Raw genomic sequence first — 23,248 nt, 5'->3', positions numbered from 1 at the left:
TGAACACAAAAGTCTAAGTTGATTTTTTTTACATTTGCGGCGGTTTATTTTAGCCCGTTTATACAAAAAACCAGTAGGCTAAATAAAGCGTATTAATAACAAAATGAAGTATACTCTTTTATTCTTTCTTGTATTTTCAACCATACTTGCTAAGGCCCAGCTAACGGTTATTAAAGGTACCATCACCGATGGTAAAACTAATAAGCCTTTACCTTTTGTATCCGTAGCATTTACCGGGAGCAATGTAGGTACCACTACCGATAATACAGGAAACTATACTTTAAGAACAACAGAGTCATTCTATAAGATACAGGTATCTTACCTTGGTTACAAAACTGTTAATACAACCATTATTCCGGGCGAAACGCAAACGTTTAATGTTAAACTTTATACAAGCGGCCAAACTCTAAAAGATATTGAGATCAAATCAGCTAAAAAGCAGCGTTATCGCAATAAAGATAATCCCGCGGTCGAGTTGATCCGTAAGGTAATTGAGCATAAGGATGAAAACCGGATTGAGAATTATAACTATGTGGAATTTCAGCAATACGAAAAGATGGTGTTTTCGTTCACCAATCTATCGGCTAACATAGGTAATAAAAAAATATTCCGTCCGTATAAGTTCTTGTTCGAAAACCGTGATTCAACCTCTGTACCTGGCAAAAACTTATTGCCCGTTTACATGGACGAAAAGATAACCCAAAATTATCTTCGCAAAAAACCCGAAACAAAAAAGGTTGTGGTGTTGGGGAACAAAAAAGTAAACTTTGGTAGTTTTATTGATGATGATGGTATGAACGCCTATTTGAACAGAATGTATAGCGATGTAGATATCTATTCAAACAACATTTTTTTAATGACCAATGAGTTTTTAAGTCCTATTGCTGACGAAGCTCCAACATTCTACAAGTTTTTTATTACCGATACCATTACTGATGCAGAAAACCATAAACTGGTTGAGTTGAGTTTTACCCCACGCAATACAACAGATATGTTGTTTGAGGGAAAAATATACGTAACTATTGACACCAATTACGCTGTACAACACGCTACACTCTCCATCAATAAAAACATTAACCTGAACTGGGTACGCAGTATGACTGTGAACCAAAACTTTGAACGAAACACCAATGGCCGCTATCAGCTAACTAAAAGTGATATGATAGCCGATTTCGGTATCACCAAAAAAGGTAAAACAGGGCTTTTTGGCGAAAGGACTGTTAATTTCAGAAACTACGTTTTTGATAAACCCAGACCAGATACCACGTATGACGGTTTAAGCGGATATGTATCGGAAGAAGCTAAAGAGCGGGATAATACCTTTTGGGTGCGGAGTCGCGGAACAGATACTTTAACTACAGCCGAATCAAAAGTTTACAAAAATATTGATAGCATACAAACCATACCGGCATTTAAGCGCACTATGGATATCGCGTCGTTGGTATTGGCGGGGTATAAATCGTTCGGGCCATTTGAAATTGGGCCGGCAAACGCGTTTTACAGCTTTAACCCGGTTGAAGGTTTTCGCTTACGTTTTGGTGGCAGAACAACGCCAGAGCTAAGCAAGAGATACTATTTTGAAACTTATGGAGCCTATGGTTTTAAAGACGAAAAATGGAAGTACTTTTTAAGCGCTACCTATTCGCTCAATAATAAAACCATTTACAAATTCCCACAGAACTACATCCGGGCCAGCGTACAGCGCGAAACCAAAATACCGGGAGCCGAATTACAATTTGTGGGCGAAGACAACTTTTTGCTATCTTTTAAACGTGGCGTTAACGACAAGTACTTATATAACGACTATTACAGGGTAGACTATGTGCGTGAGTTTGAGAGCCACCTATCATACACATTAGGTTTTAAAAACTGGAAAGAAACACCTGCCGGCTCATTGGTATTCAATAATACAATCAACGGTTTGCCAAACAACATTCCTAACATAACCACTACCGAGCTATCGTTCACAATGCGTTATGCACCGCACGAGCAATTTATACAGGGTAAAATATACAGAATAACCATCCCAAGCAAATACCCTATATTATCGTTAGGGTATACTCAGGGTGTTAAAGGCTTATTCGGTAGCCAATACACCTATTCAAATTTAAAGGCCCGGGTTGAAAAACGTTTCTATTTATCGCAATTAGGCTATACCGACTTTATTACCGAGGGTGGTTATAGCTTTGGCAGGATACCTTACCCATTGCAAACTATCCATCGTGCAAACCAAACGTACGCTTATCAGTTAGACTCATATAACCTGATGAATTTTTTAGAGTTTGTGAGCGACCATTACGCCAGCGTAACGTTAGATCATTGCTTTAACGGATTTATTTTTAATAAGATACCTTTGCTTAAACGGGTTAAACTACGTGAGTTTATTTCGTTCAAAGCTTTATATGGCGGTATCCGCGACGAGAATAACCCGGCCCTTCATCCTGATCTGATCCAATTCCCAATGGATGCGACCGGCAGGCCTTTAACTTATTCTTTAAGCAGCAAGCCATATACCGAGGGCAGTATTGGTGTAGGTAATATATTTAAGTTTTTCAGGATAGATCTTGTTGAGCGGTTTAATTATCTTGATCATCAAAACGCGCCTCAGTTTGGTATCAGAACAAGGGTTAGGTTAGATTTTTAATCATTAAAAGAAATCGCAATGGCACAAACAACTACCGTACGCGTAAATCTTCAGTTAGGAATTTACAAAATTATAGATCCCTTGGTGAAGGTTTTGATCAAAATAGGCCTCACCCCAAATGCTATTACTACAATTGGTTTATTGCTGAATTTTGGCGTTGCCGGAATATTCATATTGGGTGCCGAAGAAGGTAACCGTGGCGATTTAAGCTATGTAGGCTGGGCCGGAGCATTAGTGCTTTTTGCAGGCTTATTTGATATGCTTGACGGGCAGGTTGCGCGTTTAGGCAAAATGAGCTCGAAGTTTGGCGCGTTGTATGATTCTGTTTTAGATCGCTATAGCGAATTGATCATGTTTTTGGGTATCTGCTATTATCTTGTAGCCCATCACTACTTTTTGAGTTCCATATTCGCTTTTGTAGCGCTTATTGGCTCAATGATGGTTAGTTACGTTAGGGCACGCGCCGAAGGACTGGGTATTGAAATAAAAGGTGGTTTAATGCAACGCCCTGAGCGTGTGGTAACCATTGGCTTATTTGCCATGATATGCGGAATATCATCCATGTATATTGGCGGCGATTATAAGCTGTACATACCAGGTATACCGTTCCACGTGTTTGAAACCATTACCATATTTACCGTGCCAATTGTAATATTGGCCATACTATCAAACATCACAGCATTCAGGCGTTTATACGATGCCAAAAAAATAATGGATGCTGCCGAGCATACTACAACAAAAAAATAATAATGAAAATTGCTGCCGCTATCCTGTTAAATTTTTCACTGCTGCTCCATACATCTTTTACTTATAAAACAGTATCTAACACCACTATCGATGTTACCACTGCTACCGATACCGCATCCCGTAAGGTAAAGCCAAAAGCGATGAGCTTTCCGGTGCCTGCTGTTGCAAACAAGCTATTTTATATTCAACGCGACCCTAACACCAATACCATTATTTATGATTTGAATGTTGATAACAAGGGTCAGTTGGATACTGATAACCCGGTGCATCCGTACTGGATTAAATACAACGAGAAGGGCCAAAAGGAAGAATTGAACTTTATTCAGCGAAAATTTGCTTATGGTGTGGTGACAAAACCATTAGATAATGGTAAATTTGACGTCCGGTTGGTGTCGTATAAAAAATATCCGCTATCGCTGATGAAATCGGCAACGGATAATAAATATCATATTTACGCCACTATTGGCAAAAAAGAAGCCATAGTGACCCGTATATTTGTAAGGATAGACGGTGGTACATTTTGGATACCTAATGTATTATATGTTGAGGTTAAGGGTAATGACCCTATAACCGGAAAAGAAGTAATAGAACGTTTTAAACCGTGAAAGCGCAATGAAGAAAAACTATGTATCAAATTCCAGTGAATCTGTAAGGATGTTTAAAAGCGACCTTTTAGAGATTTTCTCTAAGGTTTACTTTTTTGTTCCGCTGGTGATATATGTACCTGTAATATTTTATTTGATCTATAAAGCATTTTTTGAGGCTGGTATGGGCGCATTGTTATTTATTGGCCTGTTTGCTGCCGGTATTTTTGTGTGGACCTTTGTTGAATATGTAATGCACCGTTTTGTGTTCCATTATGTACCTAAAGCCAAATGGGCATACCGCCTACACTTTATATTCCACGGCGTTCACCACGATTATCCTAACGACCTGAAACGTTTGGTATTGCCGCCATCGGCAAGTATACCTTTAGCCTTGGGCTTCTTTTTATTGTTCAATGCTATTTTACCGGCTACTTACGTATTCGCGTTTTATCCCGGTTTTATAGGCGGTTATCTGGTTTACGATATGACGCATTATGCCATTCACCACTTCAACTTTAAATCGGGCATGTGGAAAAAGATCAAACAACACCACATGCTGCACCACTATCAAGATCCATCACGCGGTTACGGCGTAAGTTCTGATTTTTGGGATAACATTTTCCGCTCGCACTTTACCAACAAGTAAGCATGGGCAGCGCTCCGGCTACAACAGGCGCGGTTACCGTTAATGGTAAAAGCATAGCGGTAGTGTGTATTGTATCTATTTCTTATCTGGCGCTATCGTACTTTTTAGTAGGCTATAAAGTTGATCAACTGGTACTGGTTGGCCTGTTCAACCTGGCTTTTTATGCCTCGGCGATAACGCGAAAATTTATTGTGGGCTTTTCTATCTTCATCGTATACTGGATCATTTACGATTATATGAAGGCCTTTCCTAATTATAATTACGCTACTGTACATATCGAAGATATTTACAACTTCGAAAAACACATCTTCGGTATCAGCAGCCACAGTGAGTTACTTACCCCAAACGAATACTGGCGCTACCATGGCAATACAGCTTTAGACATTATTTGCGGAATATTTTATCTGTGCTGGATACCCGTACCCATGGGCTTTGCCTTGTACCTGTTCTTTAAAAACCGTCGCGATTTTTTATTGTTCCTGCTCACTTTTGTACTGGTTAACTTTATTGGGTTTGTTATTTACTATACCTTTCCGGCTGCGCCGCCCTGGTACGTACAATATCATGGTTTTAACTTTATATCGCATACACCAGGCAATACAGCCGGGCTGGCTAAATTTGATACCTATTTTAATGTAAGTGTGTTCAAATCTATTTATGCAAAAGGCTCAAACGTATTCGCGGCAATGCCATCGCTCCACTCCTCTTACCCTGTTATTGTACTGTATTATGGCTTAAAAAACAAGTTGGGCAAGGTGAATTTGTTTTTCGGCGTGGTGATGGTAGGCATCTGGTTCGCGGCGGTGTATTTGAGCCATCATTATGTTTTAGATGTGTTAGCGGGCATTACCTGCGCTGTAATTGGGATAGGCCTGTTCAATTGGATATTATCCCGCTCAAGCGGATTTAAAACGTTTATTGATAGCTACGAACGGGCTATAGTATAAATTCCCATCCAACAAAACGACCGATCATTCGTTATTAATACGGATATGAAAAGGTTATCATTCACATTATTGATCTACTTATCGCTCTTGCCGGTGGCAATGGCGCAATCATCCCTGCACATCAGTAAGCAAGATTTCCGGGGTCAATTTCTAAACGCCATTAATGCCAAACGTGCCAAAGGCTGCAATTGCGGAAACATTTATATGAAACCTGCACAGCCATTAACATGGAATGATAAACTTGCCCTTGCCGCTAAAGAACACGCCGAAGATATGTATGCCCAAAACTATTTTAGCCATGATAGTAAGGATGGCCGCAAAATGGAAAATCGGATGCTGGATGTTGGCTATACTTATAAAGGTTTCCGCAAATATGCTATTGGCGAAAATATAGCCTTTAACCAGCGTAGCATCGACGAGGTTTTAACAGGTTGGTTCAAGAGTAACGCTCATTGCAAAAATTTGATGAACCCTGACTTTACCGAAATAGGTATTGCGGAATACAAATACTATTGGGTACAGGATTTTGGTGGCAGGGTGAGCTTTGCCTTTAGGAAATAATATTGCTTAAATCGTTTTGCCTTTAAACTACGTATCTGTTAAAAACCACAACATGAAATACATTCTGTCAACAATTGCAACGCTCCTTTTTTCTGTAAGCCCGATGGCTCAGAAGCCATTAAACGTTGGTGATGCCGTACCCAACTTTTCGTTAAAAGACCAAAATGGTAAAATTTTTAACATGAAGGATGAAATTGGTAAGCACATTTACGTGATCTATTTTTACCCAAAAGACGAAAGCATGGTTTGCACTAAAGAGGCCTGTGCTTTTCGCGATAGCTTTAATGATTATACCAAGGCAGGAGCACAGGTAATTGGCATTAATGGCGGCACCTTTGAAAGCCATAAAAAGTTTGAGGAACATTATAAATTACCCTTTGTGCTATTGAGCGACCCGGATAATTTGGTTAATAAAATGTTCGGTGTTAAAAAGGTAATGTTTATGAGCGGCAGACAAACCTTTGTTGTGGATTTGAAAGGTAAGATAGCTTTCTCGTACACATCAATGATGGAAGGTACCGAGCATTCTAAACAGGCTTTGGCTGTGGTACAATCGTTGAAAGCAAAGTAATTATTTTAATAAACTATGTCATTTCGAAACGATAGTGAGAAATCTTCTGCGCTGGACACGCTCATAAGCAGAACCGCTCGCAAAAGATTTCTCCTTTAATTCTATCCTATTGCTGCGTTATCTCAATTACGCTACTGCTTTGTGGTATTATCCTGCCAGCATTTAAAGTTAATCCTACCGTCATCAAATAATCGCCGCTGAAGGTTTTGCCGTTATCCGGGAAGGATGGTTTTGCTCCTTCCATCATATTGGTCTCTTCAACTTTATAGCGTTTGGCTGGGTCAAGGCCTTGCAGTTTTACCTTGCCGAAGATCTCTTTATACCTCGCGCTAAGCATGTAATTGAATAGTGCGGCCTTGGTTTTGGCTTCGTTCACATACATCAGATCGGCACGATTTGATTCGTAGGGTGATATCAGGCGGTACAGATCACCAAACCAGATCACATCACTTAAACGTTTATAGTTTTTAACGGCTTGCTGACTGAATTTTAAATCGGCTTCGCTCATGTCTTTCATGTTGATATCATATCCCATACGGCCCATCATGGCTACATCTGTACGGAACTTTACGGTTGATAGCTTGCTCCATGAGGTGATATGCGCCGAAATGGTATTGGCCGGGAAAAAGTTTGAAAAACCCCATTGGATATAAACCCGCTCAAGCGGATCGGTGTTATCGCTGGCCCAAAACTCGGTAAAGTATTTCATGGCACCATATTCGGTACGGCCACCGCCGCCAGAACATAGCATCATTAACAGGTGCGGGTATTTGGATCGCACCCTATCCAATACTTTATATAAACCCAAAGTATTATCAACGTAAAGGTTTGATTGCTTATCCTTTTCGTAAACCGAATAGGTATTGCTCATGGTACGGTTACAATCCCATTTGATATAGCCAATGCCGGGGTTTTTAGTCATCATATTATCCAGAATTCCGAATACATAATCCTGAACTTTTGGGTTAGCTAAGTCGAGCACCAATTGGCTACGTTGGTAGCTTTCATCGCGGTTGGGCAGTTTCAATATCCAATCCGGATGTGTTTCGTAGAGCACGCTTTTAGGGTTCACCATTTCGGGCTCAATCCAGATACCAAACTTTACACCTTTGGCTTCGGCCTGTTTAACCAGGTATTCAATACCGCTGGGTAGTTTGGTTTTATTCTCTTCCCAATCGCCTAAACCAGCTTTATCGTTATTGCGTGGGTATTTGTTGGCAAACCAACCATCATCCAAAAGGAAAACATCCACACCTAATTTGGTAGCATCATCAAATAAATTAACCAATAGCTTTTCGTCAAATTTGAAGCCGGTGTTTTCCCAGTTGTTTAATAAGGTGGCACGTGGTTTATCGCCATCTAAAACGCCGTATTTACGCGCCCACCTGTGCAGGTTTCGGCTGGCTAAACCCTTACCGCTATTACTGTAAGTAAATATAAAGGCCGGTGTGGTAAACGTTTTACCTGCATCTAATTGGTATTCGGAGGCGTAAGGATTAATGCCTGTTATTACACGCAACGAGTTTAACTGGTCTATCTCAAACTGAAACTTAAAATTACCCGTCCAGGCTAACGAACCTGCTAAAACTTCGCCGCTGGTTTCATCGGCTTGTTGGTTTAGGGATAGCATGAATAAAGGCTCCTGGTAAATATCGGGGCGGGTACCCTGTTTACTTTCTATTACTTTACTACCGCTGGTTAGTTGGCTTTCCTGCTGCATCATCTCGGTGGCCCAATCGCCGTGATATTGGGTAAGCCAATATTTATCGGCATCAAAATGCAACATATTTGATGCGTAGTTATTCAATATCAAAGGCGATTTTTCGTTGTGTTTTATCTCTGTCCAGGCTTTGATCACATCCTCATTAAAATAGGTTTCGTAATGTAATACTACTTCTACCGGGTATTTGGGGTCCTTTAAATTGAATGTAGTTTCGGTAATATCATCGCTTTTTTTGCTGCTGTTATCGCTAACATAAACTAATTGCAATGATGGATTTCCATCGTTATGTTTAACCTGGATGGCGGGTTGAAACTGATCTTCCATACCACCGGTTATGTAGGCTTCGTGGCGGCCTGCCGCAAAGTTTGTATAATCAGCAGCGTTAAGTAGTTTTTTACCAAAATACGATTGATAAACGCGGCCGTTTTTACCCACCGTAAGCACTAAACTAACATTGCGTGTACCCACAATAACCTGTTTTTCGGTTTGGGCCTTGGCACCGATAGCATAAAAGCATAACAATATACCGGCAAGCGTACTTGTTTTGATCATAAGAATAGATTAAGGCATTATAATTGCACCAAATCTAACATAAATTGTATTGACACAAATAGTGAATTTGTGCTGATTATTATCTGCTATGTGCAGATGTGTACTAATTACACGTAATAGTTGTGATTAGTTTAAACCTTGATCGCTTTATAACGTCTATAGAGATACATCACCTAAAGTTATTTTCATGAAGACCACTAAATTTTTAAGCATCGCCCTCGCTGTATTGGTGGGCGGCATTATGCTCTCATCATTTTTAACAGGTCCGGCATTGGCCGTAAAAACATATAAATTTCCGTACAAGCGCGGTGGACTAACCGAGCGGCAGGCCGCGGCCCATTTGCTTAACCGCTTTACTTATGGCGCCACGCCGGGGCAAATAGATTCGGTAGTAAACATGGGCTTAGAAAAATGGTTCGATCAGCAACTTAACGCAGGCCTGGCTGATGACACCCTGAATAACCGCTTAAAACAATATGATGCCATTAACCTTAGCAATGCCGATGCTTTAAGAAAATACCCTGCCGGTTTTGTAGTAACTTACATGGCTATTAAAGATAGCATCATCAGTAAAGATTCGGTTAATAAAGCCGTAAATAAAAAAGCCTTTAATGACACCGTAAATGCCTATATGGCCCGCAAAGGCTTTAAACCAGAGTACGAATTAACCCGCCAGTTTATTAATCAAAACATAATGCGCGCGGTTTATAGCCGCAACCAATTGCAGGAAGTGATGACCGATTTTTGGTTCAATCACTTTAATGTATCATTCACCAAAGGCGAGAGCGTACCCTTTATACCTGCCTATGAGCGCGATGTGATACGCCCGAACGCGCTTGGTGAATTTGATAAGCTGTTGTTGGCATCGGCAAAATCACCGGCTATGCTTTACTTTCTGGATAACTTTACCAGCGTTGGCCCACCGGCACCTACCCCACCTAAACAACAAAACAAGCCGGTAGCAAAGCCTGCTGATAATATGATGATGGGCGGTGACATGATGAGCGCCCAGCCACCAAAACCCGCTGCTAAACCTGCGCAAGCAGCTACCGGTGGCGATATGATGATGAGTGGAGATGCCATGGCAAACACAGCTAAACCAACAACACAAGCTGCAAAACCTGTAGATATGATGCAGATGATGAGTCCGCCAAGTACCCAGCCACTCGTAGTTAAAAAAGTAACACCGCCAAATCCTCAAAATAAAAACATTAACGGATTGAACGAAAACTATGCCCGCGAAGTGATGGAACTGCACACTTTAGGTGTTGATGGTGGCTATACTCAAACCGACGTAACACAAGCGGCCAAAGTTTTAACCGGATGGACTATTTATCCCATCAGTAGCTATGGTTATGGCAGCGCCATGAAAGGTTTAGTTGATAAGATTGGCGTTGCAAATTTAGAGAGCAAAGGCTTTGTACACGACGGCGACTTTTTATTTACCCCAACCCGCCATGATTTAGGCGAAAAAGTTGTGTTAGGCCATCACTTTGATGGTAAGGGAGGTTACCAGGAAGGTGTTGACCTATTGGAAATGCTGGCCCATCATCCCTCAACAGCTAAATTTATCTCGAAAAAATTAGCTGTACGTTTTGTGAGCGATAATCCGCCTGTGAGCCTCATTAATAAAATGGCTAAAACTTTTACTGAGCAAAATGGTGATATTAAACAGGTATTGATCACCATGGTGAGTTCACCCGAGTTTTGGAACGCTAAGGCTTTGCGCGAGAAAACAAAATCGCCTTTTGAGTTGGTGGTTAGCTCGGTCCGTAGCCTGAATGCTGATGTTAAAGACCCATACCAATTGTATAATTGGATGACCCGCATGGGCCAAAAGATATATTATTACCAGGCTCCAACCGGTTTCCCGGACAGAGGCCAGTATTGGATAAATACCGGTGCCTTGCTTAACCGGATGAATTTTGGTTTGGCGCTTGCGCAACAACGTATACCGGGCGTAAAGGTTAACCTGGCCGCGCTAAACAACCACCATGAGCCAGAGAGTACCAACGCTGCATTGGTTACTTACAGCAAAATAATGATACCGGAGCGTAACCTCGAAAAAACATATAAGGACCTTATACCCTTATTAAATGATCCCGCTTTAGCGGATAAGGTGAACAACGCGGCCACTAAAGCCACACCAAGTGCACCAGACCATCCTACAGTTGGCGCTCCGGGAGATATGGGTACTATGAATTTAGGTGGCGAAAATACTGCCAAGCCAATTGTTAAAGATCCGCCAAAAGTTATCACACAAAACAATTCTAATAACCAGGCTACTATGTTATCGCAGGTGGTGGGTATTATTATCGGGTCGCCAGAATTCCAGCGGAGATAAATACTAATCATAACTTATAGTTAAAGACTTTTCATCATTTGAAAAGTCTTTTTTTATTAACACAGATTTTACTTTTTAACTACAAAAGTCAGATAGTAAATTTACAATTTAATGATGTTAGTTTTTTATTGATACCCTTAATTTGTATTAATAAAGTTACAAGCAGATCAATACTGTGTTAATGTAGTGAGTATGAAGGGAAAAATACTATTTATAACAGGCTCAATTAATCAAACTTCGCAAATGCATCAGGTGGCGCAGCAGTTGATTGATTATGATTGCTGGTTTAGTCAGTTTTTTACAGATTCCCCAACCCTTAATTTCCTGATCAAGCATACGCGATTGCTGGATGGTACTATATTGGCCGGTCAGTTCAAACAAAACTCCGAAGATTACTTACGCCGCAATAATTTGCAAATAGATTATCAGGCCAAAAAAAACCAATATGATCTGATAGTATATTGCAGCGACCTGCATATCCCCGAAAGGATACGCGCTACCAAAACCGTTTGGGTGCAAGAAGGCATGACAGATAAATATACCTGGATGAGTAAAATTGTTAAGGCGCTAAATTTACCTCCTATTTTAACAGGCGGCACATCACTCAACGGATCATCAAACATCTGTGATGTTTATTTTGCCGCATCCGAAGGTTATAAAAAACAATTTAACCGTTTAGGAACAGTTGCTAATAAAATAGTGGTTACCGGTATGCCTAACTATGATAACATTAGCCGGTTTGTGGATAACGATTTTCCGTATCGGAATTATGTGATGGTTGCCACTACGGATATGCGCGAAACCTTTAGATATGAAAACCGTCCGTCGTTTATTAAAGAAGCTGTTAAAATTGCTAATGGCCGGAAACTACTCTTTAAGTTACATCCTAACGAAAAATTTGATCGCGCGCAAGCGGAGATCCGCAAATATGCGCCGGAAGGCACCTTGATCTATCAAAGCGGTAATACCAACCACATGATAGCCAACTGTGCCGAATTAATTACACAATACTCCACCGTGGTTTATACCGGTATGGCATTGGGCAAAAAGGTGCATTCATATTTTGATAAAAAGCAATTAGAGCAGTTGATGCCGCTTCAAAATGGCGGCATGTCTGCTTATAATATTGCCTACGTATGCCGCAATTTTATTGAGCACAACCAAATCAGGCACGACTTTAAACATCCTTACTGGGAATTGGCCCGCATTATCAGCGAGTTGAATATGGCCAAAAACGCCTGATAAATTAGCGGGGCTACAAGCTTTATGCTACTTTTGTGGTGATGAAAAGGAATATACTATTTGCGTTTGCTATCGCGATAAGCTTGTACTCGTGCAGCGGCAAAAAAACTGAGGGCTCCATCTACTACACAGTTGAATACCAATTACCGGATAGTTTAAAAGAATATGCAGAGCATTTGCCAAAGCAGGCCATGGTTTATTTTAAAGGTGATTCTACGGTAAGCATTCAGGCTGGTAAAGAAGAATCAACCAGTATTGTTACCAACCAAAAGACAACCTTTATGCGAGCGCTGCTAAAATCGGACGAGCAGAAAAAGTATTACGCTATTGACTATGACAAAAACGGGCAGGCCGAAGAACTGGCCAGCATGCCATCGTACACCTTTACCAAAACCACAGAGCATAAAAGCATTGCGGGTTATGAGGCTTATAAATATAACCTAAAAGAGAAATTAACCGGCGACGAAGCTGAAGCCTGGTTCACTAAGGATGTAGCTATTATCCCCAATTCGCTCACGTTAAACCTGGATACAGCGCTTGGTGTTCCGCTGTCATTTACTTCAAAGCAGAACGGTATTATTGTTAAAACTACAGCTAAAGATATTAAGTTTGAAAAAGTACCTGATGGTGTTTTCAATACTCCGAAAGGTTATGAATTTTTAACACCGCAACAGTTTAAGAACATGACAAGCGGTAATTAGTAAACGCTATCTTCAATCTATGTTTACCGAGTTAATTTTACAGAGTGTTGCCAAACATATTCACCTTACGGAGGATGAGCAGACTTATTTTGTATCCCTACTGCATCCTAAAACCATTAAACGCAAGCAATTTATTTTACAATACGGGCAGGTTTGTAAGTACTCTACCTTTGTTACTTCAGGATGTTTGCGGGGATTTTCGGTTGATGAGAATGGGTTTGAGCATGTGTTAAATTTCGGTCCGAAAGGGTGGTGGATAGCGGATATGTACAGTTTAATTAGCGGTAAACCCGGGATACTGAATATTGAGGCTATTGAAAATACTGAGGCGCTTACCTTATCCAAAGCTGATCAGGAAAAGCTTTATATTAAGATCCCACAGTTTGAACGATTCTTCCGTATTATTACAGAGAACTCACTGGTGGCTTACCAGCAGCGGCTAATTGATAACCTGAGTTTAACTGCGGAAGATCGTTTTCATAACTTTTGCAAGCGGTATCCATCGTTAATTAATGAGTTGCCTAAAAAGCAAATTGCCGCTTATATTGGCGTTACGCCTGAATTTTTTAGCAGAATGCAGCATAAATTGGTTAAGATGGATAGGAATGCGCCGATAAAACGGTGAGCCCCCCAGCCCCCTGAAGGGGGAGCTTTTGAATAACATGCTGCATACTTACTTATTATATACTTTACGCTTCATTCATTGCTTCGTAGCAGCAATGACGCGATGATGATTAAAAAATCATTTCTTATCCTACATCAAGTGTGATCCTTGCAAGGGGCTATATCTTTGTATAACAAATCAAGGAGAAAACATCATGTCGAAAACAGTATTACATTTAGCAAACAGCCGCGGTAAAGCCGATATGGGCTGGCTTAAAAGTTTCCATAGCTTTAGTTTTGGAGGTTATTATAATCCCGAAAGGATGAATTTTGGGGCATTGCGTGTTTTGAACGACGATACCGTTGCCGGTGGTAAAGGCTTTGGGGAGCACCCACACGATAATATGGAGATCATCTCGATTCCGTTGGAAGGTGGTTTGAAACATAAAGACAATATGAATAACCAGGCTGTAATAAGCGATGGTGATATACAGGTAATGAGCGCAGGTACGGGTATTTTTCACAGCGAGCATAATAACGATCCAAGCGAAACGGTCAAATTTTTACAGATATGGCTGTTCCCGAATGTGCGCAATGTTGAGCCACGTTATGATCAGTTGACGTTGAATAAGGAAGAGCGCCATAATAAATTGCAACAGGTATTATCGCCAAATAAAGATGATGCGGGGGTATGGATCTATCAGAATACCTGGTTTCACTTAGGTAACTTTGATAAAGGCCTGAGTACCGAATACACCATTAAAGCTCCCGGTAACGGCGTTTACGCTTTTATACTGAGTGGCTCGGTTGAAATTGACGGGCAGGTGGTAAACACCCGTGATGGCTTTGGTATTTGGGATACTGATAAATTCACGATCAAAGCACTGAGCGATGCCGAATTTTTATTGATGGATGTACCAATGAAATTTTAATAATATGGATACCATACAAATATTGGTTGTAGGCAAGCATCCCGAAATTATGCAAACCATTTTAAGGCTTATTAACAATAAGCCGGAATGGAATGGTGTAGGCGCATCAAGTTGCGACGAGGCTATTAGCACATTTAAGGAGCAGCCCTGCAACGTTATATTAATTGGTGCCGGATTAACACAGGCAGAGAACGATGAACTCTGCCTGTTTTTTAATTCGCATAAGCCAAATATACCCGTTGTGCAGCATTATGGAGGTGGTAGCGGCTTACTTTACGCGGAAGTTTTTGAAGCTTTAGCTGGTAAAAGTTTTTAGTAGCAATTGCATATAGACTGATCTACATATACTTTTTTACCCGTATCCTGATCTTTATAGTAGCACTTGTTCTCGCTATCTTTAAACAACTGAATATTGGTTTGATAAGTACCACAGGGCTGATCGGTATTGATCTTAGCGCAGCGACTAAAAAAACAAATAACAGCGATCAATATAACTGCTACTATTAATGATATCTTCTTCATTATCAGTTAATACAATTGGGTTCTTGATATAACGTTTGCTCTGTTATTATAGTTTATATTATACTGTTTTATTTTTTTATTTCAGCAAGTTTAGTGAACAGCTCTGTTTCTTCTGCCGATAAATGCTTGGGGGTTGTTATCACCATCCGCACATAAGCATCGCCACGCTCTTCGGGTTTGTCAAATTTAGGCATGCCCATTCCTTTTAAACGAAGGATTTTATGGCTATCTGTTCCGGCGGGAATGTTCATGCTCACTGCTTTATCAATACCCTGCACGGTTGCTTTGCCGCCTAATATGGCTGTGTACAAATCTAAAGGCTGGTCAAAATACAGATCGTTACCCTTGATCTCAAAGCGCGGGTGTTTAGCTATATGAACAGTGATCAACAGATCGCCGTTTTCGCCACCTGCGTAACCAGGGTTACCTTTACCTTTTAAACGTAATATCTGGCCTTCGGCTGTACCGGGTTTAAATTTGAGGTTTAGCTTGGCGCCATCTAAAGTAACCTGCCTGCTGGTACCATTGAACGATTCTTCAACACTCAAATCAATAGTGCCTTCGGTATCTTGCCCGCGCCTTTGATTGCTACGTTTACGTCCGCCACCGCCGAAACCACCACCGCCGCCAAATATCGAATCAAAAAAGCTGGAGAACTGGCTGCCATCACCATAAAAATCTTCGGTATTATAAGCCTGGCGGCCCGGGCGACCTTGCGCATATGGGTTGTTCTGGTACTGTCCCCAGTTTTCGCCCATCTCATCGTATTTTTTGCGTTTATCGGCATTGCCCAAAATTTCGTTGGCTTCGTTGGCTTCCTTAAACTTTTCTTCGGCTACCTTATCGCCGGGGTTTTTATCGGGATGATATTTTACGGCAAGCTTGCGATATGCCTTTTTGATCTCATCTGTCGACGCATCCTTTTTAACTCCTAAAACCTTATAATAATCTTTATAATCCATTACGGTATTAAAGCTGTTTTTTTATATGTTAACAAATTTACGCCAATGGTTTAACAAATGGCAATTATAAACCATTGTATAACGCAAATATTAAATCCGGTTTGCAAAAATTGCATTTTTAGTCCTATTTTTGTAGCCGCTTCAGCGCCTGTTTTACAGGCATGTAGTAACTAATAGATAAGTAAAACTGTTTTTAAACATACTTCGTATAATAGAAATAAATATTCCCCCATTAATGAAAAACCCCGTATTTGCATTGGTTATAGTTTTATGTACTATATTTTGCAGCTGTGAACCTAAAAGAGGTGAGTACAAAATTTATCCCCTAAGCCCGTTTAGTACCCAGGTTGACCTTGGAGAAGGTGGAGACCTTGACAAAGACATTCAAACCAACATTAAAACACAATATTACCTGGTTGACGAAGATGTTGATTTAACCGACAAAACCAAAGTGCGTTTACAAGATTTTATTAAAGAGAAACTTGGCGCCGATATTAACAATAACAAAGCCATATACTTTACCTTTTACAAGGGAACATTCACTTTCAGCCGTAATTCGGTGCAAACCAAAGAAGAATTAGAGGCCAACCATGCTGATCAAAAATTAGCCGAGTTTGAATATAAAGACGGTAAATTATACAATTTTGATTTTTTTAAGAACGGTACTTATTACGAACAACCGGCAGAAAGATAATCATCATTAGGATATCATAAAACGGGACCGGCCAAAAGCTTGTTCCGTTTTTTTATGCTTTATTATTTAGTTTAGCGGCTTGTTAAGCAGCTATAATATGAATACGTCTATCCTATCACTTGAGCATATCACCGTTCGAAATCTGGAGCAAACCATTTTTAAGGATTTAAGTTTCCGAATCAATAAAGGAGAACACTGGGCCTTGGTGGGCGAAAGCGGCTCGGGCAAGAGCGCTTTGCTACAAACCATTGCCGGTAAATTTAATGTGACCGGCGGTGAGATACACCATCATTATTTCGACGACTTTATAAAAACCCATTCCGTTAAGGATGCCTATTTTACGCATCATAAGTTGATCGCGATGGTATCGCCCAAACATAGCTTTCGCAATCTATCTAACACTACCGATTTTTATTATCAGCAACGCTTTAATTCTTCAGATTCGGAAGACTCACCTACGGTTGAGAATTATCTTGCCAATATTCATCCGGCTAACGATACACAACAAGTTTGGGCCTATGAGCAAACGGTTAATAAACTGAACCTTACCGCGTTGCTCAATAAGCAGCTCATCAAATTATCAAACGGTGAAACCAAGCGATTGCTGATCGCGGCAGCTTTGTTGAAACACCCATCGTTATTGTTATTGGATAATCCCCTTACGGGGTTAGATGTGCAAACCCGCGCGGCATTCAATGCTATTTTAAGTGAGATAGCGACATCTGGAATTACGGTAGTTATCGCAACGTCACCAAATGAAATACCTGATGCTATCACCCATGTAGCCGTGTTGCACGAGGGCCAGATTATTGAGCGTTTGGCTAAAGCCGATTTTAAACCTGAGATGGTAAAAATTGCCGCGACGCGGAATATTGACCAGGATGAATTAAATAATTTGTTATCACTCACACCACAAACGCAATTTAACGATATGGTTGCCATGCAAAATGTGACCATTAAATACGGCGATAAAACCATACTTAGCAAGGTAAACTGGCAAATTAAACAGGGCCAGCACTGGGCATTACTGGGGCCAAATGGCGCGGGAAAATCAACACTATTGAGTTTAATTAACGGTGATAACCCACAAGCTTATGCCAACAATATTGTGTTGTTTGACCGTAAACGTGGCACTGGTGAAAGCATTTGGGATATTAAAAGTAAAATAGGTTTTGTATCACCCGAATTGCACCAGTATTTCCCGACAGATAATAGTTGTTTGCAGGTTATAGAATCGGGCTTTTACGATACGCTGGGTTTATTCAGGCCAAGTAACCCGCAAAAGGCGGAGGTAGCTTTACGTTGGATGAAACTTTTGGAGTTGGAGCAATATGCGCGCAAACCGCTGAAAAACATATCGGCAAGTGCGCAACGCTTGGTTTTGCTGGCTCGGGCTTTGGTTAAAAACCCGCCCCTATTAATTTTTGACGAGCCTTGCCAGGGATTAGACGCGCATCAGCAACAGCATTTTAAACATATTGTGGATGCCATTTGCCAATCTGGAAATGCTACGCTGATCTATGTTACGCATTACCAGCACGAGATTCCGGATAGTGTGGACAGGGTTTTAAAGTTGGATAAGGGGTTTGTGGTTTAATTGCTATTCAAACTTGAGAAAGGAAAGAACGAAATGAATCTTATTTATCCCCCTCGCGAGATATTAAAACCTAAAACCTATAGAAATATAGGGCAACGCACCTTCTTTAGAAAAACCTACTACACCTTCTATTAAGATGAGTTGGGCAGGTAAAAGGTAAATACCACCGCCATAGCCATCGTGCCAAACATCCGACGATTCGCCGGGCACCCATACGCGGCCAACATCGTTAAAACCTATCAGGCCTAATGTGCCAGGTAACAGGTAAGAGTTAAAATCGAGCACTTTGAGGCGCAATTCCAGGTTATTGTAAGCTATTGTTTTGCCCGTGAAACGATTGGTATGGAAACCCCTGAAGTTTTGAGCGCCGCCTAACTTTAACTGTTGAAAGTAGGCTGCATTGCCAATGGTAGTTCCAACACCAACGCGGTTGGCTATTACCAGTACAGAATCCTTATCGGGGTTCCAATAAAAGCTAAACTCTGATAACACCTGGCCATAAGTACTATTACTTTGATTAATGCCTTTAAAACCGCTAAGAGTGGTATTCCAGTAAATACCTTTGGTGGCCAATGTTTTTTTATTGCGGGTATCCAGTTGCGCGCTTGCAAGTAAGCCTGCGTAAACCCGGGTATCAAAAACGTGCTCATTGGGATGTAGCTGGTTATAATCAGTTAAAAAACGGTTGGGATTATCGGCCGATTCGCTGTTGTAAAATTGCCCCGCTACACCCGCGCTTAGGCGGAGCTTACCGTAAGTGTGATATAAGGAAACATCACCGGTAATGTAGTCATACCGGTTACGGTAATAGGATATTTCTTTATTTCCCTGGTTTACAAAAACGGTGTTATTACCCTCGCCAAAAAAGTTACTCAGGTTGTTGGGTCCTCTCGACATCAGGTTAATACCAAGGTCATTATTACCGATAAGCTTTTTCCATTGCGCCACATAGGTAAACAGGAACGATTTCCGCGCAAGCGAATAATTGGTTAAAAACTCTTGCCTAAAGGCATAAGGTTCTTTGCGGAAACCTTGTTTCTCGAACGAAAAACCACCTATCAATAAAACCCCAATATCGTTGCTGTACTTAGCCAGTATAATAGGTTCAAACCTGTCAAATTTAAAACTGGTTTTATCGTAGTTGTTTACCGCAGTATCTGTTGATGTTTTGATTTTGACCTGTGATGATGAGGGGAGTATATTTTTCTGATCAGAACGGTCGTAAACATACAGCCGGCCTTTGTTATGCAGATCTTTATCTACATAAAAACTATCAACACCACCGCCACCCAACATGCGCACAGTAATGGGCGAAGCCTTTGTTCCCGTTACCGAAAACACATCTTCGCCATCAAAGCCGTACAACCTAACCTCTTTAGTAACATCGGGTTTAAAAGTACGCTGGTAGGTTACTTTATCAATACTGCCGTCCTTTTTTATCTTGTTTACGGTTACGGTTAAATTGCCATCGGGTTGGTTGTTAATGGCGAACTTATCCATCTTATCGCTCGCGGGTATTTCCACTTCATGGGATATGAAACGATAGTATTCAAGTGCTTGTTGAGCAAGCGCATTTCTGCGGGCTATCATTTTACCGGTGATCTCTTTTCCCGAAAGTTGATAAATAGTATCGGGCATCAGTTTGATCGCTTTGCTGATCACCTCATCCGTTAATTTACTTTGAACATAGGCTATCTGCTCTTTCCAATCATCTTCGCTCAGTTGGTTCAAAAAATAGCGGTCAAAATAGCGGGCATTAAAGTTCCATCCGTTGATATCTCTAATACTATTACTGTATCCCTGAAACTTTGACTTTAACCATTGATGCGATACGATCCAGGGGAACAAACCGCTGGTTTTATAATAAACCTGGTCACGATCGCGCGGTACGGGTTCATAAACGTTTTCGTGTTTGCCATCTATCTTTTCCCAGCGCCATTGGTCTTCGTGGCGGTCCCAATCACCTAAAAGCATATCTAAAAGGCGGGCGCGGAGTACCGTTTTTTCGTCTACCCTATTGTCATTATCATCTTGCAGTTTGCGCTGGGCTTTTTCGGTGTTGTAGGTTTTATCAGCGTCAAGCGGCTCACGTTCTTCAAATAGAAATACGTTGTTGGCAAACTCTTTACGGTATTCACCCAGCGCAGGCTCATCGGCCAAATAAACTATGCGTGGGTTTGAATGCGGCACACCCAACACTTCGGCCAGTGGCGGCACCGTTAATGCCGAGAACGGATGAGCAGCCGATACCTGATCCTGCAAAATATCTTTGGCCACAGTCGGCCTTAAATTAGCAGGCAAGCCATATTCCGGATACTTTTGGAGGGTACGCAATACCCATTGCTGACCGGTAGAGTCTTGCAAACGCAATGATTTGGTTTGCTTGCCTCCTCCCCTTTGCAGTATTTTTAAACCACCTTTTTCGGTAGATATGTGGAATACGGCGAGCTTAACCGGCGCAGCCCATAGCTTACGGTAGTTTTCGCCCAAAAAAAACTCATGGGTTTTACTTACCTTATTATAGTGGGGTTCAACAGCTATTTTAACACTGTCGGCACGCAATTGGGCATGAGCATTCAACACAAAAAATTGCAACGCGATAAGGCCGGATAAGAATAATGATTTCAATGGTTTTTAGTAATAAAGCTATGCCTATAAGTAAAAAATAAACATTATTGTTTGTTTTTTGTTCTTTTTATTGCGACTATCTGTGCTATTGCGAAGCCGCATTTGCCATACGTAACATCAACGTAATGCATTTGGCGTATGCGAGAATAATACGGAGGGGTAAGATAACACGCCTGAGCAGCTTGCTGCATTTACATATGGAACATGGAGAGCCGGGGATTTATCTTCGGCTTTTTTGTTTTCTACCGTGCGGAAACTAAGTGGCTATCATAGCCCTCTGCACAATGTTCCAATGGTGAATACAATTGCCGACCCTGGGGGGATAAAGTAAGAATTTTTGTGACCTCCGCGGGTACTTGCTCCAAAACCGAATCATCGCCGCTAACTGTAGCTGATGTCGCTTTCTCCAATACAGTTTCGCCGGCAAGGTTTCCTTCGTTATTAACCACTAAGCATACCTCGTCCTCAACAACAACTGCCACTTTCCTCTCGTCTTGATTCTTGCCTCTTGATTCTTGACTCTCCTTCCCCTCGTCTTGATTCTTGCCTCTTAATTCTTGAGTCTCCTTCCCCTCGTCTTGATTCTTGCCTCTTGATTCCTGAGTCTCCTTCCCCTCGTCTTGATTCTTGTCTCTTGATTCCTGAGTCTCCTCCTCATCTTGATTCTTGGCTCTTGATTCCTGAGTCTCCTTCCCCTCATCTTGATTCTTGGCTCTTGATTCTTGACTCTTCTCAGAGTAAAACCCAATGTGCCTGGCTATCTTATCCAAAGCGCTCATTTTGTTATGCAGTTTAATCTTGCCAAGTTCACCTACCCGGTTGCCGTGCTCATCTATGCTATCCATAATCTGGTAATAGCTAACAGCCGCTTTCTCTTCACTGGTTAAACAGCACATGGGTTTAATGGCGCCACGCTCGTCGTAATAATTACCCATATTGCTAAAGGCCACTTTGGCAAATTCGCGCAAAATCATATCATGCGTAACTTCTAATCGCTGCCTTGCCTTCTCCATTCCGGTTTTAAGGTAAGCCTGTATTTTAGCATTATGCAAAAGCTCACACTTACGGGCCGTGTTTTCACTGTAACCGGCGCTCAAGGCCGCGCGGAAAGCGTTAAAATTGACCAGATATTCATCACAAAAGCGTTGTTGTTGATAATTTAATTCTTCAAAATTGTTCATGGGTTTATTCATTTTTTAGGTGGGACCAAACAGACGTTACAGGCGTAACGTCAAGACAATACAAAGATACGAAAATATCAACAATTAAAAATATAAATATTTAATTATCAATAACTTAAATAACTAAAATAATCAAATAAACTGGAATAACCGACCCATTTTTCCCATCTCCTACCCACCACCGTCATGCCGAATTTATTTCGGCACCTTACAAGACAGGTAGCAGACTTTACAATCGCAAACTTAGCTCGTGGGATCCCGAAACAAGTTCGGGATGACGGTAAAAAACAACTAAGTCCCAATTTGTGGTTTTAAATCGCGCATATCTGGATTTGTTGTTTTGATAAGATTAATTTTCCAGTCTCTGTGCCAATTTTTTAATTGCTTCTCGCGGTCTATGGCATCAGTAACTCTCATGTGATGCTCATAATAAACCAGATCAAAACAATGGTACCGCTTTACAAATTTAGAACCGCCTTCGTTAAGATGTTGCCAAACCCTTACCGCAATATCGTTAGTAACGCCGATATAAAAGGTTGTGCGATATTGATTGGTCATGATATAAACGTATGCTTGTTTCATAAATAAATATAATTATTCCACCACGTCATGCCGAATTTATTTCGGCACCCCACAGGACAGGTAGCAGACTTTGCACTCGCAGACTTAGCAAGTGGGATCCCGAAACAAGTTCGGGATAACGGCAGGAAACAAAAAAAGCCCCGTTCTTTCGAACAGGGCTTTCGGATTTAAATTTATTAAAAGCTTATTTTGCTTCTTCTGCTGATTCTTCAGTTTCAGTAGTTGCTGCTGCTTCTGCTTTTTTAGCCGGAGCCGGTGCTGCTGCTGGAGCTTTTTTAGCTT

The 23,248-nt window shown here is 41.1% G+C and carries 21 protein-coding genes; 15 read left to right on the top strand and 6 right to left on the bottom strand.

Annotated features, from left to right (window positions below):
- Positions 1–103: 103 nt before the first annotated feature.
- From ABIN91_RS20030 to ABIN91_RS20000, 7 genes are read left to right on the top strand one after another with little or no spacing between them, the layout of a single operon-like run.
- Positions 104–2,644: a DUF5686 family protein gene (locus ABIN91_RS20030; protein ID WP_348053231.1), complete on the top strand. Its 2,541-nt coding sequence runs from the start codon at positions 104–106 to the stop codon at positions 2,642–2,644.
- Positions 2,645–2,662: 18 nt separating this feature from the next.
- Positions 2,663–3,391, top strand: coding sequence for a CDP-alcohol phosphatidyltransferase family protein (locus ABIN91_RS20025; RefSeq protein ID WP_348053230.1), 729 nt, complete (start codon positions 2,663–2,665; stop codon positions 3,389–3,391).
- Positions 3,392–3,393: 2 nt separating this feature from the next.
- The gene (locus ABIN91_RS20020) at positions 3,394–3,996 is read left to right on the top strand and encodes a DUF4833 domain-containing protein (RefSeq protein ID WP_348053229.1); all 603 of its coding nucleotides are present in this window, start codon (positions 3,394–3,396) and stop codon (positions 3,994–3,996) included.
- A 7-nt stretch (positions 3,997–4,003) separates the two neighbouring features.
- Positions 4,004–4,624, top strand: a complete 621-nt coding sequence (locus ABIN91_RS20015) for a sterol desaturase family protein (RefSeq protein WP_348053228.1) — start codon at positions 4,004–4,006, stop codon at positions 4,622–4,624.
- A 2-nt stretch (positions 4,625–4,626) separates the two neighbouring features.
- The gene (locus ABIN91_RS20010) at positions 4,627–5,571 is read left to right on the top strand and encodes a phosphatase PAP2 family protein (RefSeq protein ID WP_348053227.1); all 945 of its coding nucleotides are present in this window, start codon (positions 4,627–4,629) and stop codon (positions 5,569–5,571) included.
- Between the two features lie 45 nt (positions 5,572–5,616).
- The gene (locus tag ABIN91_RS20005; RefSeq protein WP_348053226.1) at positions 5,617–6,132 is read left to right on the top strand and encodes a CAP domain-containing protein; all 516 of its coding nucleotides are present in this window, start codon (positions 5,617–5,619) and stop codon (positions 6,130–6,132) included.
- A gap of 52 nt (positions 6,133–6,184) precedes the next feature.
- Positions 6,185–6,703: a peroxiredoxin gene (locus ABIN91_RS20000; protein WP_348053225.1), complete on the top strand. Its 519-nt coding sequence runs from the start codon at positions 6,185–6,187 to the stop codon at positions 6,701–6,703.
- Between the two features lie 106 nt (positions 6,704–6,809).
- Here ABIN91_RS20000 and ABIN91_RS19995 read toward each other — a convergent pair whose 3' ends face one another.
- Entirely contained in the window at positions 6,810–8,978 is a 2,169-nt protein-coding gene (locus ABIN91_RS19995; protein WP_348053224.1) for an alpha-galactosidase, read from the bottom strand.
- A 187-nt stretch (positions 8,979–9,165) separates the two neighbouring features.
- Between ABIN91_RS19995 and ABIN91_RS19990 the strand changes: the two genes are divergently transcribed.
- The 6 genes from ABIN91_RS19990 (at position 9,166) to ABIN91_RS19965 (ending at position 15,116) form a co-directional block, all read left to right on the top strand.
- Positions 9,166–11,322, top strand: coding sequence for a DUF1800 domain-containing protein (locus ABIN91_RS19990; RefSeq protein ID WP_348053222.1), 2,157 nt, complete (start codon positions 9,166–9,168; stop codon positions 11,320–11,322).
- Positions 11,323–11,514: 192 nt separating this feature from the next.
- A complete protein-coding gene (locus tag ABIN91_RS19985) occupies positions 11,515–12,564 on the top strand; it encodes a hypothetical protein (protein WP_348053221.1) in 1,050 nt (349 codons plus the stop codon).
- Between the two features lie 41 nt (positions 12,565–12,605).
- Positions 12,606–13,265, top strand: coding sequence for a DUF4412 domain-containing protein (locus tag ABIN91_RS19980; RefSeq protein ID WP_348053220.1), 660 nt, complete (start codon positions 12,606–12,608; stop codon positions 13,263–13,265).
- A 19-nt stretch (positions 13,266–13,284) separates the two neighbouring features.
- Entirely contained in the window at positions 13,285–13,890 is a 606-nt protein-coding gene (locus ABIN91_RS19975; RefSeq protein WP_348053219.1) for a Crp/Fnr family transcriptional regulator, read from the top strand.
- Between the two features lie 193 nt (positions 13,891–14,083).
- Entirely contained in the window at positions 14,084–14,800 is a 717-nt protein-coding gene (locus ABIN91_RS19970) for a pirin family protein (protein ID WP_348053217.1), read from the top strand.
- Between the two features lie 4 nt (positions 14,801–14,804).
- Positions 14,805–15,116, top strand: coding sequence for a hypothetical protein (locus ABIN91_RS19965; protein ID WP_348053216.1), 312 nt, complete (start codon positions 14,805–14,807; stop codon positions 15,114–15,116).
- Here ABIN91_RS19965 and ABIN91_RS19960 read toward each other — a convergent pair.
- Entirely contained in the window at positions 15,113–15,322 is a 210-nt protein-coding gene (locus ABIN91_RS19960; protein ID WP_348053214.1) for a hypothetical protein, read from the bottom strand. The two genes, ABIN91_RS19965 and ABIN91_RS19960, sit on opposite strands and share 4 nt — an antisense overlap.
- 68 nt (positions 15,323–15,390) lie before the next feature.
- Positions 15,391–16,284, bottom strand: coding sequence for a J domain-containing protein (locus ABIN91_RS19955; protein ID WP_348053213.1), 894 nt, complete (start codon positions 16,282–16,284; stop codon positions 15,391–15,393).
- Positions 16,285–16,519: 235 nt separating this feature from the next.
- On the opposite strand from ABIN91_RS19955, the gene ABIN91_RS19950 reads away from it, so the two are divergent.
- Positions 16,520–16,978 carry a hypothetical protein gene (locus tag ABIN91_RS19950; RefSeq protein WP_348053212.1) on the top strand — a complete coding sequence of 153 codons (459 nt, stop codon included), beginning with the start codon at positions 16,520–16,522 and terminating at the stop codon, positions 16,976–16,978.
- Between the two features lie 97 nt (positions 16,979–17,075).
- A complete protein-coding gene (locus ABIN91_RS19945) occupies positions 17,076–18,575 on the top strand; it encodes an ATP-binding cassette domain-containing protein (protein ID WP_348053210.1) in 1,500 nt (499 codons plus the stop codon).
- A 63-nt stretch (positions 18,576–18,638) separates the two neighbouring features.
- Here the strand turns inward: ABIN91_RS19945 and ABIN91_RS19940 are convergent, their stop codons facing one another.
- The 3 genes from ABIN91_RS19940 to ABIN91_RS19930 all read right to left on the bottom strand — a co-directional run bounded on the left by ABIN91_RS19940 (position 18,639) and on the right by ABIN91_RS19930 (position 22,966).
- Positions 18,639–21,203 carry a BamA/TamA family outer membrane protein gene (locus tag ABIN91_RS19940; RefSeq protein WP_348053209.1) on the bottom strand — a complete coding sequence of 855 codons (2,565 nt, stop codon included), beginning with the start codon at positions 21,201–21,203 and terminating at the stop codon, positions 18,639–18,641.
- Between the two features lie 242 nt (positions 21,204–21,445).
- The gene (locus tag ABIN91_RS19935) at positions 21,446–22,384 is read right to left on the bottom strand and encodes a terminase small subunit (RefSeq protein ID WP_348053208.1); all 939 of its coding nucleotides are present in this window, start codon (positions 22,382–22,384) and stop codon (positions 21,446–21,448) included.
- Positions 22,385–22,675: 291 nt separating this feature from the next.
- A complete protein-coding gene (locus ABIN91_RS19930; RefSeq protein ID WP_348053207.1) occupies positions 22,676–22,966 on the bottom strand; it encodes a GIY-YIG nuclease family protein in 291 nt (96 codons plus the stop codon).
- Between the last annotated feature and the right edge of the window lie 282 nt (positions 22,967–23,248).

It is taken from the genome of Mucilaginibacter sp. (assembly GCF_039921305.1).
In the GTDB taxonomy this organism is placed as follows: Bacteria; Bacteroidota; Bacteroidia; order Sphingobacteriales; family Sphingobacteriaceae; genus Mucilaginibacter.
The sequence above is the reverse complement of the archived record's forward strand: the minus strand, read 5'-3'. Positions and strand labels throughout refer to the sequence as shown.